This window comes from Sinobaca sp. SA16-1 (assembly GCF_059510515.1).
In genome coordinates, this window is the sequence record NZ_JCAKFL010000002.1 from 26,179 (window position 1) to 40,981 (window position 14,803).

A 14,803-nucleotide genomic window follows, 5' to 3' on the forward strand; every position below is an offset into this window, starting at 1 on the left:
AACAAAAGTCCTATTTTTTTAGAATATCGAGGAGGAATTCGGATGAAAACCCGTGAAAAAGATGAAATTCTACTGGAAAGTGGAACAAATGAACTAGAAATCGTCATGTTTTCTATTGGTGAAGAAACATATGGTATTAATGTATTAAAAGTAAGGGAAATTATCCAGCCGCTGCCGGTCACAAAAACACCAAACGCCCATCCGCACGTAGAAGGCATTATCCGTTTGAGAAATGAAATCATGCCGGTCGTTGATACCGCCAAAGTACTTGGCTATACGCATGAAAGAGCGGGAACCGATAAGTATATTATCTGTGAGCTTAACCAAATGAAGGTCGCCTTTCACGTGGAGTCGGTTTCCCGTATCCATAGGATTTCCTGGCAGCAAATTGAAGAGCCGGAGCAGCTGATTCAGGGGACCCATTCCCATACGATCGGCGTTATTAAAAGAGAAGAAGGCATGACGCTGCTGCTTGATTATGAAAAGATGATCAGTGACATTAACCCGAAGGCGGGCATTCAGCCGGATACGATCGTCAGAGGCCTTCGTCCCGAACGAGCCGCCAAACGCGTACTGGTGGCGGAAGATTCGCCGATTCTGCAGCAGCTTATCTTGGACACGCTCGAGCGCGCCGGCTACGAACAGATCGCCAAAAGCACGAACGGGGAAAATGCCTGGAGACAGCTGGCTGAAGGAGAAAAAGTGCCGGATATTGTGATATCTGATATTGAAATGCCTAAAATGGACGGCCATCACTTAACCAAAAAAATCAAAGAACTGGAAAAAACCAAAAATATACCAGTCATTCTCTTTTCTTCCCTCATTACAGAGGATCTTTACCATAAAGGCGTAAAAGTAGGTGCAGATGAACAGGTAAGTAAGCCGGAAATCCAGACGCTGATTCAAAAAATGGACAACCTTTTATTTTAAATAAAGAGTGCTCCTTTGTTTCAGGGGAGGGTGGCGAGAGAGATGAGCATAAAGAAAAAATTAGTATGGATTGTCGCCGGCAGCGGGTTTTTATTATTCTCCCTGCTGGTAGGCATCTTTTATCCGATGCTGCTGCAGCAGTTCCGTTCGATTGAAGAACAGGGAGCGGAGGAAAACATTGACCGTCTGGCCGAGCTGCTTGCAAACGAACAGGAACAGCTGTTAAATTTTAACCGCGACTGGGCGTCCTGGGATGATACATATGCTTTTGTGGAGAGCAGAGGCCGGGATGAGGGGTATATAACGAGTAACCTGGGCGGAGAATCACTTGATAATGGCAAGTTATCTTTTATAATGATAATCGATGAAAAAAAAGACGTCTTATTCAGCCAGAGTCAACAGGAGCCGGGTGCCCCGGAAGAAGGACTCGAAGCACTTTCCATTAACGAGGCCAATGTAATGGAAACATTCAGCCGGCTCATGATGGGAGAAGCAAAGCTTTACCAATATGATACAGAAACATACATGATCTCCGCTCTCCCTATTCAAGCTACCAGCACCAACTCCGGTTCCAATGGAACGCTGATTATGGGACGGGAAGTAAACAGCCGCTATATTGACTCAATGGCTGCGGCGATTCAGGCTCCGCTGCAGTTTCAATCCATTTCAAGCAGTGCGGCCACAGAACCTTACCGGAATGTTTCGGTGTCGGAGGAAGGCCTGCTGTCCAGCGAATACCGTCTGCCCTATGCCAACGCATCCAGTGCCGCAGCTTTTACGTTTGAACAGCCTCGAACGATTTACAATCAGGGCGCTCAAACGATCAATACGCTGCTGTTTTCGTATACCGGCGGCATGGTAATTCTAACGATGCTGCTGATTGTTCTGCTCAACGGCTCTATTTTAAAAAGAATAACGGCGCTGTCCGGCAATTTAAATGCCATTGAACAGAAAGGCATGTTTGAAGACAGTGTCGCTGTAAACGGCAGGGATGAAATCACGACCCTGCAAAACTCGGCCAACAGCCTGATTGATTCGCTTCGACTTTCTCACCGTCATATGCATGAATTGGCTTACCGTGACCCGGTGACCCATCTGTACAACCGCTCTTATTTATTAAAAGAACTGGATAAACAAATGAACCAAAATGAAAAATTTTCGCTTTTATTCATTGACCTGGATCATTTTAAAAAAGTAAACGATACATTCGGCCATAAAGCAGGCGATGAGGTATTAATAGAAACAAGCCGGCGCATGAAAAATCATACCCCGGAAGGCGCAGCCGTTATCCGTATGGGCGGGGATGAATTTGTTATTATCGTGCCTTCCTCTGCTGTATTCCCGTATGAACTGCTGCTTGAAGAACTGGAAAAACCTTTTTTAATTGGAGAACACCGTGTTTTTATTTCCGGCAGTATCGGCATCAGTGAATACCCGGAAGACGGCGCCTCTTACGAGCAGCTGCTGCAGTCGGCAGATATTGCTATGTACGAAGCGAAAAAACAGGGGAAAAACAGCTACCGGTATTATAAAGAAGTAGAAAATAAAGCGTATTACAAAGAATACGTGCTTCACGAAAATGATATCCGCCGCGCCTTTATAAACGAAGAATTTGTCGTTCATTATCAACCTATTATAAATGGAGCCGACCACACGATTAAGGGCATGGAAGCTTTAGTGCGGTGGGAGCATCCGGAACGGGGACTGCTGGCCCCGTGTAAATTCCTTCCTATGATTGAGGAGCTCCGCTTAATGGATGAACTGGGCATGTTGGTGCTCGAAACCGGCTTGAAGCAGATGGCTGTATGGAACAGTGATCGGGACATTCCCATTCTTTTGTCTGTCAATGTAGCTAAAACTCAGATGAAAAATAGGGTGTTCTTTTCACGGCTGGATGCCATTTTAGAAACCGTCGACCTTCAACGCACGCCGCTTCAGCTCGAAATTACAGAAGAAATGCTTAGTGACCATTTAAAAACGACGATGGATTTTTCCAACGAGCTCTGCAGGCGGGACATTAAACTGGCCCTGGACGATTTTGGAACAGGCACATCCAACCTTCTTTACTTAAAAGAAATCCCTATCAATACCCTTAAGCTGGACCGTGCGTTTGTTAAAAACCTGCCCTTTGCTCCTTTTGATGCTGCATTATTTGCTTCCGTGCATAAGCTATGCACGAAGCTGGGCATTGAACTGGTGGCAGAAGGCGCTGAAACAGAAGAACAGGTACACTACTTGTCTAAAACCTATCCCTCTACTATTCAGGGTTTCTGGTTCAGCCCGGCCCTTGCTCCGGATGAAGTAACCCTTTACCTTCAAAAAGAAACCTGCCGGAAGCTGCTATAGCAGACTGATGGGGAGAAGATGTTTAAAGTCAGCCTAAGAGGTAAATAGGATAAGTAACTATACTTTACAAGGAGGCTGCTTATCCGATGAAGAACAATTATATTCCAATTACCTCAGAAATATCCAATACAGGTCTTGCTGTGGCACCGGATGTTTATATGTACACCACACAGATTGCCAATCTGTATATGCTTGGTAATCCTTCCAAGCACAGCGATTGGATTATTGTAGATACCGGCATGCCGGGGACGCTTGAGCGCGTCAAGCATGCGATGAACCAGCGCTTTGGTTCCAATATCGGACCGAAAGCCATCATTTTAACGCACGCTCACTTTGATCATGTAGGAAACCTGCATCAGTTAATCAAAGGCTGGGAGGAAGATGTTCCTGTATATGCCCATACGCTGGAACTGCCTCATTTAACGGGACAGGAAGATTATCCAAAAGCAGATCCCGGGGCGGCCAGGGGACTCATCGCGAAGATGTCGCCTGCTTTCTCCCGGAAAGCCGTAGATATTAGTGAGCATGTTCATGCGCTTCCAGAAGACGGCTCCATTCCGTTTTTCCCGGAATGGACCTGGTATCACACCCCGGGTCATACAAAAGGCCATATTTCCCTGTTCAGGGAAAAAGACCGGATTCTCCTGGCCGGGGATGCGTTTGTTACCGTCAAGCAGGAGTCCTTACACAAGGTGATGGCCCAGGAACCCGAGCTGAACGGTCCGCCTAAATATTTAACGGAAAACTGGAGCGACGCAGAAGCCTCTGTGAAAAAGCTGGCCGGGCTTGAGCCGGAAAAAGCTCTGACTGGACACGGCCGGATGATGGAAGGCGAAGACCTGCGCCGCCGGCTTCATGATTTAGCTGATCATTTTGTTGAGAAGGCCGTACCGAAAAAAGAGAAAAAATAGCACAAAAAGGAACAGCTTTGTTTAATAAGCTGTTCCTTTTTTTGTCTTTTATTCGATAGGACCGTTCCATTCGAGCATGCCGCCCTGCATATTTTTCACGCGGTAGCCGCGTTCCTGCAGCCATCCGGCGGCGAGACCGCTGCGGTTGCCGGACCGGCATACCATCGTATACTCGGTGTCAGCCTCTAATTCGTCCAGCCGGGTCAACAATTCACCAAGGGGAATCAGGCGGGCACCCGGGATATACCCGGAAGCTGTTTCATTCGGTTCTCTGACATCGATGATGAAAGAATCGGCGGAAGCCTCTACTTCATTTGGGGTCATCTGTTTGATCGTCATATTTTCTGTCATTATTTTCTCTGCCTTTCTTATTTGGAATAATCGATACCTTGTGTCATGCGCTGTTCGACATCGGCGGCTATTTCTTTTAATTCTTTATCTTCTATAAATCCAATGAGTACGGTAGGCCGAGGCATGCCAATATGGGTAACCCCATTCTCTTCATACACGGTAATTTTGCACGGAAGAAAATTACCGGCTGCTTTATGGCGGTGCAGGACTTTTTCTGCTTCTTTAGGATTGCAAACTTCAAGAATACGGTAGGGTTCTGGAAATTCTATTCCTTTTTCGATCAGCTTAGCCTGCAGGTCAAAATCCCACAAGACGCCAAACCCTGCTCTCTGCAGGTGCTGTTCCAGCGAGGCAACAGCTTCCTGAACGGTTTTAGACGATTTAACGGTATAATGAAACATTCTGTATACCTCCTTCAAATGAGTTACTATTCATAATAATATACCCCGCGGAGTATATTGTCAAGCACGGCCATTATATAAAATAGTTTTTGTATCCGCTTACATAATTTGCTATACTATCAACATACCGACCGGTTAGTATAATGAAGGAGGAAGCAGATGGACTTTTCTTATTCGACGAAAGTACAACAGCTCCATGCGCAGCTGACTGCATTTATGGAGGAACATGTGTATCCTAATGAAGCGGTCTACGAACAGCAGTTAAATGAAATGGAAACCCGCTGGAGCGGGATTCCTCCCGTGATGGAAGAATTAAAAACAAAGGCCAAGCAGGCCGGTCTCTGGAATCTATTTCTGCCGGACCGTGAGCACGGCGCCGGTCTCACGAATGAGGAGTACGCCCCGCTCTGTGAAATCATGGGACGTTCTCTGCTGGCACCTGAAGTCTTTAACTGCGGTGCCCCGGATACCGGCAACATGGAAGTGCTCTCTAAATACGGAACCGAGGAACAAAAGCAGCAGTGGCTCGTTCCGCTGCTAAATGGTGATATCCGTTCCTGTTTTACGATGACCGAACCGGACACGGCCTCTTCAGACGCCGTTAATATTCAGGCACGCATTACAAAAACGGACGGGGGCTATGTACTGAACGGCACAAAATGGTGGTCCTCCGGTGCCGGTGATCCCCGTTGTGAAATAGCTATTTTCATGGGAAAAACGGATCCGGAAGCTCCGCGCTATGAACAACAGTCAATGATCCTCGTTCCGCTTGACACTCCCGGAATCACCATTGAACGCACCCTGTCCGTGTTTGGATACGATCATGCACCGCACGGGCATGCGGAAATTACATTTGAGAATGTTTATGTGCCGGAAGCCAATATGATCTGGGGCGAAGGGAAAGGATTTGCCATCGCCCAGGGAAGGCTCGGGCCGGGGCGCATTCATCACTGTATGAGATTGATCGGGGCAGCGGAGCGGGCGTTGGAATACATGTGCCGCCGCGTGCAGGAGCGCGAAGCGTTCGGGAAAAAATTGTCCGAGCAGGGCGTAGTGGCGGAATGGATAGCTGATTCCCGCATAGACATTGAACAGGCGCGCCTGCTGACCATGCGTGCGGCCTACATGATGGATACAGTCGGCAATAAAGAAGCCAAGGCTGACATTGCAATGATTAAAGTCGTCGCACCGTCCATGGCACTGCGTGTGATCGACCGTGCCATCCAGGCATTTGGAGGAGCGGGCGTCTCAGACGACTTTCCATTGGCCGCCCAGTGGGCGAATGCCAGAACGCTGCGCCTCGCTGACGGACCCGATGAGGTGCACCGGGCCCAGATTGCCCGCCTCGAATTGAAAAAACACCGGCTGAAGGAGGAAACCAAATGAATGTACTGGATTTATTTTCGCTGCAGGGAAAAACCGCGGTTGTGACCGGCGGAGGAAGAGGGCTTGGTTTACAGATGGCCGAAGGGCTGGCGGAGGCCGGAGCGAATATTGTGCTTTGTTCGCGCAAGCTTGAAGCCTGTGAAGAAACGGCAGCCCTGCTTGCAAAAAAGGGTGTGCAGACAGCAGCCTTTGCCTGTGATGTAACGAACCAGGAGCAGGTGGATCATGTGATCAGCGAAACAAAAAGCCGATTCGGCTCGATAGATATTCTCGTTAATAACAGCGGGGCCACCTGGGGGGCACCGGTGGCAGATATGCCGCTGGAAGCCTGGCAGAAAGTGATGAATGTCAATGTAACGGGTACCTTTTTAATGAGCCAGGCCGCCGGGCGTGTCATGATCGAGCAGCAGGCCGGTAAAATTATTAATATTGCGTCTGTGGCCGGCCTGAAAAGCTCCGCCCCCGACGTAATGGATACGATCGGCTATAACACAAGTAAAGGCGCCATTATTACGTTTACGAAAGATCTGGCTTCCAAATGGGGGCAGCACAACGTACATGTGAATGCCGTGGCCCCCGGATTTTTCCCAACCAAAATGTCCAAAGTCATCATGGAGCACGGGGGCGAAGCAATTCTTGACGATACCCCGCTCGGCCGTTTTGGCGGAGCGGATGAATTAAAAGGGGTCGTTTTGTTTCTTGCATCGAAAGCTTCTGATTATGTCACCGGCGACGTCGTCATCGTCGACGGCGGGTCGCACGTACGTTAACAAGAAAGGATGGATACGCATGAATGACATTAAAACGATTACTGTTGTTGGAGCAGGGCAGATGGGCCATCAGATTGCCATGCTCGGGGCGCTCGGAGGATACGAAACCATTCTCTGCGACATCGACAAAGACAATCTGAACAAAGCCGGACAAACGCTGGAAAAGCTGATGACCGGCTGGGTACAGAAACAAAAGATTACCGAACAGGAAAAAGAGGAAGCGTTTGGACGGCTGTCGTTCACCGAAGACCTGCAGCAGGCCGCAGGTCAAGCGGATTTTATTATTGAAGCGGTTGTGGAAAAGCTCGACATCAAGCAGCAGGTTTTCAGCCAATTAGATGAATGGGCACCCATTCATACGGTGCTGGCGACGAACAGCTCAACTATTGTCAACAGCCTGCTTTCCACCAATCGGCCGGACCGTGTCGTGAACATGCACTTTTTCTATCCGCCGCTCGTTATGGACTGCGTGGAAGTCGTCATGAGTGATGAGACTTCCGAAGAAACCGCGCAGGCGGCCATGGCCGTGAGCCATCGGATGAACCGGACCGCGGTCCTGCTTCGAAAGGAAATTTCCGGCTTTGTGGCCAACCGTATTCTCGGTGCCCTCCAAAAAGAAGCGGTGCACCTCTATGAAGAAGGCATCGCCGATTACACAGAGATTGATACGATTGTCAAAAAAGCGCTGCGCCATCCAATCGGGCCGTTTGAGCTGATGGATTTGTCTGGAATCGATGTGGGGTATTTCGTCCAGCAGCAGCGCTATCAGGAAACCAAAGATCCCGAAGATAAACCGGCCGCCTGCGTGGAAGAGAAAGTAAAACAAGGGAATCTGGGACGAAAAACCGGGCAGGGCTGGTACACCTACACTTCTTAGGAGGCACGATATGACGACAATTCCCGTTCGATCAGGAGAAGAACTGCATCAGGACCGCCTGGAGGCTTTTCTGCGCTCCCGGATTCCGGATCTGCCGGATGGCACCATGCAGGTGACCCAGTTTGCTGAAGGGCATTCCAACTTAACCTATGCGTTGTCTGTCGGAAGCTGGGAAGCGGTGCTGCGCCGGCCGCCGCTCGGTCCCGTTGCGCCGAAAGCTCATAACATGGAGCGCGAATTCACGTTTTTAAAAGAAATCACTCCCTATTATGAAGCCGCACCGGTCCCCATCACTTACAGCGGGGACACCTCTATTGTCGGGGCGCCGTTTTTTATTATGGAACGAAAGCACGGGGTAGTGCTTGATACCCGCTTTCCCGACCATATCGAGCCGGAGCCGGCCTTATGCCGGACTATTTCCGCGCAGATGGTGGAACGGCTTGCCGAGCTTCACCGGATTGACTATAAACAAACCGGGCTCGTCGATATCACCCGCCCCGACGGCTTTTTAAAACGACAGGTGGAAGGGTGGATCTCCCGTTACCAGCGGGCCGCCACCGAAGATATTCCAGCGGCAGAGCAGCTGATGCAGTGGCTGCAGGACCACCTCCCGGCCTCAAAAGAAACGACCGTGATTCATTACGACTACAAATTAAACAACGCCATGTTTACGGAAGACCTAGAGGAAATGAAAGGATTGTTTGACTGGGAAATGGCAACGGTGGGCGATCCCCTGGCTGATCTTGGCGTAGCGCTGAGTTACTGGATTGAGGCGTCGGATCCGGAAACGATGAAGCGGGCGCTTGGAGGTACGCCGGTTACCGTGCATCCCGGCTTTTATACCAGGGATGAATTTCTGCACCAGTACAGCTTACAAAGCGGCAGAGATCCGGAAGGCATTGATTATTATTTTGTTTTTGCCTACTTTAAGCTGGCGGTCATTGCCCAGCAGATTTATTACCGCTATCAAAATGGGCAAACGTCGGATCCGCGGTTTGCTTCCTTCGGCCAAACGGTGCAGACCCTCATGAACGAAGCTGTACAAAAGCTAGCCGACAAAGGCGGCCGTTCGTGAATATTCATGTGCTGACGCGTAAAGAAGAGATAGAGGAAGCTCAGCTCGTCCGCGGTTCCAAGATAGCGGTCGCGGTCGATGTCCTGCTGGCGACCACGACGATTGCCGCCTGCCTCGAAAATGGAGCCATCCGGGTGATCCCGGCCGCCACGCAGAGAGAGGCTCTCGAGCACGCATCTTCTCTTCCGCCGGACTCGTATATTCTGGCCGGGGAAGAGCAGGCGCTTCCGATACAAGGATTTGTTTATCCGGGGCCGGTTCATCTGTCTGCGCAGGCCAAAGGAAAAACCGTTATTCTGGTTACGACGAACGGCACGGCGGCACTGCGCAGGCTCCAGAATGCAGAAGAAGTATACGCAGGGTCGCTCTTAAATGCCCACGCGCTTGCTTTGGTACTGGCCGCTAAATCGAAGCCGTCCACCTTGCTGATCACCGCGGCAGGCAATGCAGGAGAAATCAGCCTCGAGGACATGTACGGGGCCGGCTGCCTGATTGAAGCAGTGCTTGCCGGTAAAGCGTGCACGATGACGGATGCCGCCCGCACGGCGCTGAGTGTGTACCAGAATGGGCCGAGCGCCCGGAGCGTGCTGCAGTCATCCCACGTAGGAAAAAAGCTGCTTGACTATAACATGAACGAAGACCTGGACTATGCTGCAAACACTAACAGCAGTTCAGCTATCTGCCGGTATACAAACGACAGCATCACCAACCAATCTTTTTTATAAGGAGGAAACATATGCAGCACTCAACAATCAAACATCCGGGCGGCTCGTTTATGATAGGCGGGAATGCCCCGGAAAACGCGTTTGCTCCGGAACAAATGACCGAAGAACATCTGATGATTGCCAAAACGGCCGAGCGGTTTGTAGAAAACGACGTACGCCCGGAAATAGACCGGATTGAAAAGCAGGATTTTACGACAACAACCACGTTGTTAAAAAAAGCAGGAGACCTTGGCCTGCTTGGCCACAGCGTCCCCGAATCCCACGGTGGTCTTGGGATGGACAAAATAAGTAAAGCTATTGTTGGAGAGGCGGTGGGAGGCACATCGAGCTACGGGGTCGCGCATTCCAATCATACGTGTATCGCGACACTGCCGATTACCTACTACGGCACCGAAGACCAAAAGCAGCGCTACCTGCCGAAACTGGCTTCAGGCGAGTATTTGGGCGCCTACTGCCTGACCGAGCCTAATGCCGGATCGGATGCGCTCGCTTCGCAGACAACCGCCGTCTGGTCGGAAGCCAAACAAAGCTACCTGTTAAACGGAACCAAACTGTATATTACAAATGCCGCTTTTGCCGACACGTTCATCGTGTACGCCAAAGTAGATGGAGAGCACTTTACGTCATTTATAGTCGAAAAAACTTTTGCCGGGTTAACGCTTGGTCCTGAAGAAAAAAAGATGGGCATCAAAGGCTCGTCGACGAGAAGCGTCATTCTCGAAGATTGTATCGTTCCCCGCGAAAACCTGTTGGGAGACGTGGGACAGGGCCATCTGATTGCCTTAAATGTTCTCAACCTGGGGCGGTTTAATCTCGGATCTGCCTGCGTCGGAGGAGCCAAAGCGGCCTTTAAAAAGACGATGGGTTTTATTTTGGAGCGCCGGCAGTTTGGAAGCCGGATTGCAGATTTTACCGCTACAAAAGAAAAAACAGGCCGACTGGCAGCCAGGCTGTACGCGGCGGAGAGCATGCAGTACCGGACAGCCGGTCTTCTCGAAGAGGCGCTTGGAGACCTTTATACGGAAACGGAGCATAAAGCCATTAACCAGAAGCTGAGAGAATATGCCGTCGAGTGTGCTATCTGCAAAGTGTATGGATCGGAAACACTGGATCTGGTCGTGGATGAAGCGCTGCAGCTGCATGGAGGAGCAGGTTTCATTGAAGAGTACGGAATCGAACGGGCCTACCGCGATTCCCGTATCAACCGCATTTTTGAAGGAACCAATGAAATCAACCGGCTGCTCGTGCCGACGCCTCTATTCCGCCTGGCTGCCAAAGGAGAGATCGACCTCGGTGCCCTCGCACACGATGCCGCTACAAACCTCCAGAAACCGGAGCCTGCAGAAACCGGCGCGCTCGCACACGAACAGCGGGCGGTGGAAGCAATCAGAGAGATGCTTCTTGTCTGCGCGGGAATCTCACTGCGTACGTATGGAAAACAAATAAAAAACGAACAGGAAACGCTGATAAGCCTGGCAGAGCTTTCCATTCAGCTGTATGCCGCGGAGTCGGCGCTGCTGCGAACGATAACCGCACACAAAAAAGACGGGGAAGCCCCACATCAACGAAAGCAGGCACTGACGTCTGTCTGCCTGTACACAAGCCTCGAACAGGCCGAACGTACAGCACGCGCGCTTATCCTGGAAATCGGGGAAGAACAGGAAAAAACAGAGCTGACAGATGCGATTTATAAAGTCTGTGCATCGTATCAAAGGGCCCGGCCGATACGGGATAATTTGCGGTTTATCGCAGATGAGCAGTATACAGCCGGGCGTTATCAGGGATAAGGAGGAGATCGGTATGCGTTTTGAAGGCAAAACCGCCGTTATTACCGGCGGCGGCAGCGGCATAGGAAAAGAAACAGCCAGAAAGATGGCAGCAGAAGGAGCGTCCGTTATTCTCGTCGGCCGGAGCCTGGCCAAGCTGGAAGCGGCGGCGAAAGAGATTCCCGGCGCCAGTGTATTCGCAGCGGATGTAACGAATGCCGGCGAAGTACAGAGACTGGCGGCATTTATTGAAGAAGAAGGAGGCGGGCTCCATATTCTGGTCAATGGAGCGGGGGCTTCCAAACATTCCAGAATTATGGATACGACCGAGGAGGAGTGGAACGCGGTTCAGGATGTGAACCTAAAAAGCGTATTTCTCGTCTCAAAGGCACTTGGTGCCATTATGTCAGCGGAAGCCGAACGGGAAACGGAAAAAACCGGCCGGGCGGTCGTGACGATTGCGTCTTTATCCGGCCACAAAGCCGGCGCGTACATTCCGCATTACAGTGCAGCCAAAGCCGGCGCCATGCATTTCACGAAAGCGCTGGCCCTGGAGCTGGGCCCTTACGGAATCCGCGCCAATTCGATTTCACCCGGCTTTATCGACACTCCGTTAATTGAAGAAAATTTAAAAAATGAAAAATTCCAAAAGGCGATTCAGCACAACACGGTGCTGAAAAGACCAGGCAGCGCTGCAGAAATCGCCAATGTTGCCGCGTTTATTGCGTCTGATGAAGCATCATACATGACAGGTTCAGACGTGCTCGTGGACGGCGGCTGGATGATTAAATAAAAAAACAGGAGGCGCTTATATGAAAGCTATACAGTATAAAGCTTACGGGGGACCGGAAGTAGTTGAAGAGGTAGAAAAAGAACAGCCGGTTCCGGCATCGAAAGAAGTGCTCGTGCGGGTCCACTCCATTGGCATGAACTATGCTGATATTGCCCGCCGCCAGGGAGCATATGTCGTACCGACGCCGCTTCCTTTTTACCCGGGATCGGAAATTGCCGGCACGATCGAAGCCATAGGAGAAGAAGTCTCCCGCTTCCAACCGGGAGACCGGGTCGCGGCCCTGATTACGGACGGCGGCTATGCCGAATTTGCCGCCGTTAATGAACAGGCGATTATCCCGATTCCGGATTCGCTTGACTTTGATCAAGCCGCGGCTTTTCCCCTGCAGGGACTAAGCGCGTATCATGTACTAAAAACGATGGGCCGGCTCGAGCAGGGAGAAAGCGTTCTTGTGCATGCCGCTGCAGGAGGCGTCGGCGGTATTGCTGTACAACTGGCTAAACGATTTGGTGCCGGAAAGATCATTGCCACCGCCAGTACGCCGCAGAAACTGGCCTATGCTAAAGAGCTCGGGGCAGACGTGCTGATCAATTACACGGAAGACGGCTGGGAACAACAGGTGCTGGAAGCGACAGACGGCAGAGGCGTGGACGTGGCGATGGAAATGGCCGGCGGCGATATATTCAGCCGGACGCTGGACTGTCTCGCGCCATTTGGACGCCTCGTGGTTTTTGGTTCCGCAAGCGGGGAACCGAGCCGCCTTCATGCCGGCCGGTTAATGGGAGCCAATCAGTCGGTGATTGGATTCTTTCTTCCACAGATTATGAAACGGCGGGATTTGATGCAGCGCAGCCTGGAGGAACTGTTCACTTTTCTGCAGGAAGGAGACTTGAAACTGCCGATTGGGGAAGTATTTCCGCTTGACCAGGCCGCGCGGGCCCAATCTCTTATGCAGGACCGGCAGACTACCGGAAAAATTATACTGAGAACATAAAGCGTATGGCTGTCAGCCGGCCGGCGGACCAACCGGGAAATCAACCAGAGGATTCATACACATTCGAACCTTCCATCTGAATTGTAAGAGAGGATGAGAGAATGCCCAAAAAAAGAAAATACGGATACGAACAGCCCGGCTTGAACTGGGGTCCTTTTACTACGAGAATCCCAGGTGTACATGTAGGAATTTCCCTTCCTATTCTCATTCAGGGAGCCATTATTGCCACCGCTACCGGCGGCTCGCTTGCCCCGCTGATGATGCAGTTTTTTGACGTCAGCTTTGAAGTAGCCTGGACAACGATGTCCATTCAATTATTCTGGGTATGGAGCCATACGATGTTATTTGGCGAACCCCATGCGCCGGGATGGATTACGCCCGCCCTGCCGCTGGTCATTATCTTTTTAGGGGGATTTACGCCCGGCCAGGAGGCCGTTCTTGCCATGATGGCGGTTATGATCGTCCTCTCCTTTTTGTTTTTATTTTTCGGCGTAACCGGCCTCGGGGATAAATTTAATCGTTTAGTCCCCAATACCTTAAAAGCAGGGGTTATTATGGGGGCGGCCATTGCTGCCTTTATGTCGGAATTTGAACGGGTGCAGTCGCTGCCTTTCACGTTAATCAGCGCCTGGATAGTCGTTCTGCTTATTTTATATTCGATTCCATTTCAGAAAATCAAGTACAAGCGTATAAAAGGACTGCTGGCGGCCAATGTGCTGCTGGTTGGCTTTATTACAGCAGGCATCGTTGGAAGCCTGGCTGGAGAGATTCAATTTGTGATGGAATGGGGATTTTTTGTTCCGCAGTTTGGAGATATGTTTGCCCTGTTAACTCCTTACGGTGTCGGGCTTCCAAGCTGGGGCATGCTGCTTAGCGCTGTGCCCATTGCTTTAAGTATCTATATTCTGGTATTTGGAGATTTATTAGTAGCAGATGGATTAATTAAATCAGCCGCTTCCTCCAGAAAAGATGAGAAAATCCGGGTGAATTACACGCGTACCCACTATGCGCTGGTTTTCCGGAATATCGGCTATTTATTTACAGCTGGAGCGTTTATCCCGTTACACGGCCCGATTTGGACCGGCGTCCAGGTGTATGTGATTGAACGCTACAAACAGGGCCGGGATGTCATGGACTCCATTTTTACCGGCAATATTAACTTTTACCTGCTTGCCCTGCCCGTTGGATTTTTAATGCCTGTGATCAGTTTAATTCTTCCTTTATTAGAAGTTGCCCTGTCGCTTACGCTTTTATTGACAGGATTTGCCTGTGCCTATTTGGCGATGTCGCTCATTCAGACCAACACGGAACGCGGGATCACCCTGTTTATCGGCGTTTTAACAGCCCTGCAGGGACCGGCCTGGGGAATTGGTGCAGGAGTTATTTTGTATATCGTGCTTCTGGGAAGCAGAAAAAGCATTGATAGTATCAAAGAAGAGTAGCGCGGTTGAAAGGTGAAAAATAAGGTATATTTCGCT

At 50.4% G+C, this 14,803-nt stretch carries 14 protein-coding genes; 12 read left to right on the top strand and 2 right to left on the bottom strand.

Annotation, left to right across the window (positions count from 1 at the left end; translation table 11 throughout):
* The first annotated feature begins 42 nt into the window (after window positions 1-42).
* From AC5W2J_RS04245 to AC5W2J_RS04255, 3 genes are all read left to right on the top strand, one after another.
* Window positions 43-930 (top strand): chemotaxis protein CheV, encoded by an 888-nt coding sequence (locus tag AC5W2J_RS04245; RefSeq protein WP_496058248.1) that lies wholly within the window; start codon window positions 43-45, stop codon window positions 928-930.
* A gap of 42 nt (window positions 931-972) precedes the next feature.
* Window positions 973-3,276 carry an EAL domain-containing protein gene (locus AC5W2J_RS04250; protein WP_496058249.1) on the top strand — a complete coding sequence of 768 codons (2,304 nt, stop codon included), beginning with the start codon at window positions 973-975 and terminating at the stop codon, window positions 3,274-3,276.
* A gap of 86 nt (window positions 3,277-3,362) precedes the next feature.
* Window positions 3,363-4,187, top strand: a complete 825-nt coding sequence (locus AC5W2J_RS04255) for an MBL fold metallo-hydrolase (RefSeq protein ID WP_496058250.1) — start codon at window positions 3,363-3,365, stop codon at window positions 4,185-4,187.
* Between the two features lie 48 nt (window positions 4,188-4,235).
* On the opposite strand, the gene AC5W2J_RS04260 is transcribed toward AC5W2J_RS04255, so the two are convergent.
* Window positions 4,236-4,538, bottom strand: a complete 303-nt coding sequence (locus AC5W2J_RS04260) for a rhodanese-like domain-containing protein (RefSeq protein ID WP_496058251.1) — start codon at window positions 4,536-4,538, stop codon at window positions 4,236-4,238.
* A gap of 17 nt (window positions 4,539-4,555) precedes the next feature.
* Window positions 4,556-4,939: a DUF302 domain-containing protein gene (locus tag AC5W2J_RS04265; RefSeq protein WP_496058252.1), complete on the bottom strand. Its 384-nt coding sequence runs from the start codon at window positions 4,937-4,939 to the stop codon at window positions 4,556-4,558.
* 159 nt (window positions 4,940-5,098) lie between these two features.
* Here AC5W2J_RS04265 and AC5W2J_RS04270 point away from each other — a divergent pair, with 159 nt between their 5' ends.
* The 9 genes from AC5W2J_RS04270 to AC5W2J_RS04310 all read left to right on the top strand — a co-directional run bounded on the left by AC5W2J_RS04270 (window position 5,099) and on the right by AC5W2J_RS04310 (window position 14,767).
* A complete protein-coding gene (locus AC5W2J_RS04270) occupies window positions 5,099-6,325 on the top strand; it encodes an acyl-CoA dehydrogenase family protein (RefSeq protein WP_496058253.1) in 1,227 nt (408 codons plus the stop codon).
* Window positions 6,322-7,095, top strand: coding sequence for an SDR family oxidoreductase (locus AC5W2J_RS04275; RefSeq protein WP_496058254.1), 774 nt, complete (start codon window positions 6,322-6,324; stop codon window positions 7,093-7,095). Before AC5W2J_RS04270 ends, AC5W2J_RS04275 begins: the two co-directional genes overlap by 4 nt.
* Before the next feature lie 13 nt (window positions 7,096-7,108).
* Window positions 7,109-7,972, top strand: coding sequence for a 3-hydroxyacyl-CoA dehydrogenase family protein (locus AC5W2J_RS04280; protein ID WP_496058928.1), 864 nt, complete (start codon window positions 7,109-7,111; stop codon window positions 7,970-7,972).
* 10 nt (window positions 7,973-7,982) lie between these two features.
* On the top strand, window positions 7,983-9,047 hold the full coding sequence (locus AC5W2J_RS04285) for a phosphotransferase family protein (RefSeq protein ID WP_496058255.1): 1,065 nt from the start codon (window positions 7,983-7,985) through the stop codon (window positions 9,045-9,047).
* Window positions 9,044-9,772, top strand: coding sequence for a 2-phosphosulfolactate phosphatase (locus AC5W2J_RS04290; RefSeq protein ID WP_496058256.1), 729 nt, complete (start codon window positions 9,044-9,046; stop codon window positions 9,770-9,772). The genes AC5W2J_RS04285 and AC5W2J_RS04290 overlap by 4 nt, the downstream gene beginning before the upstream one ends.
* A gap of 11 nt (window positions 9,773-9,783) precedes the next feature.
* On the top strand, window positions 9,784-11,559 hold the full coding sequence (locus AC5W2J_RS04295) for an acyl-CoA dehydrogenase FadE (RefSeq protein WP_496058257.1): 1,776 nt from the start codon (window positions 9,784-9,786) through the stop codon (window positions 11,557-11,559).
* Window positions 11,560-11,572: 13 nt separating this feature from the next.
* The gene (locus AC5W2J_RS04300) at window positions 11,573-12,331 is read left to right on the top strand and encodes an SDR family NAD(P)-dependent oxidoreductase (RefSeq protein WP_496058258.1); all 759 of its coding nucleotides are present in this window, start codon (window positions 11,573-11,575) and stop codon (window positions 12,329-12,331) included.
* 19 nt (window positions 12,332-12,350) lie between these two features.
* Window positions 12,351-13,325 carry a quinone oxidoreductase family protein gene (locus AC5W2J_RS04305; protein WP_496058259.1) on the top strand — a complete coding sequence of 325 codons (975 nt, stop codon included), beginning with the start codon at window positions 12,351-12,353 and terminating at the stop codon, window positions 13,323-13,325.
* 101 nt (window positions 13,326-13,426) lie between these two features.
* Window positions 13,427-14,767 (top strand): permease family protein, encoded by a 1,341-nt coding sequence (locus AC5W2J_RS04310; RefSeq protein WP_496058260.1) that lies wholly within the window; start codon window positions 13,427-13,429, stop codon window positions 14,765-14,767.
* Window positions 14,768-14,803 lie beyond the last annotated feature (36 nt).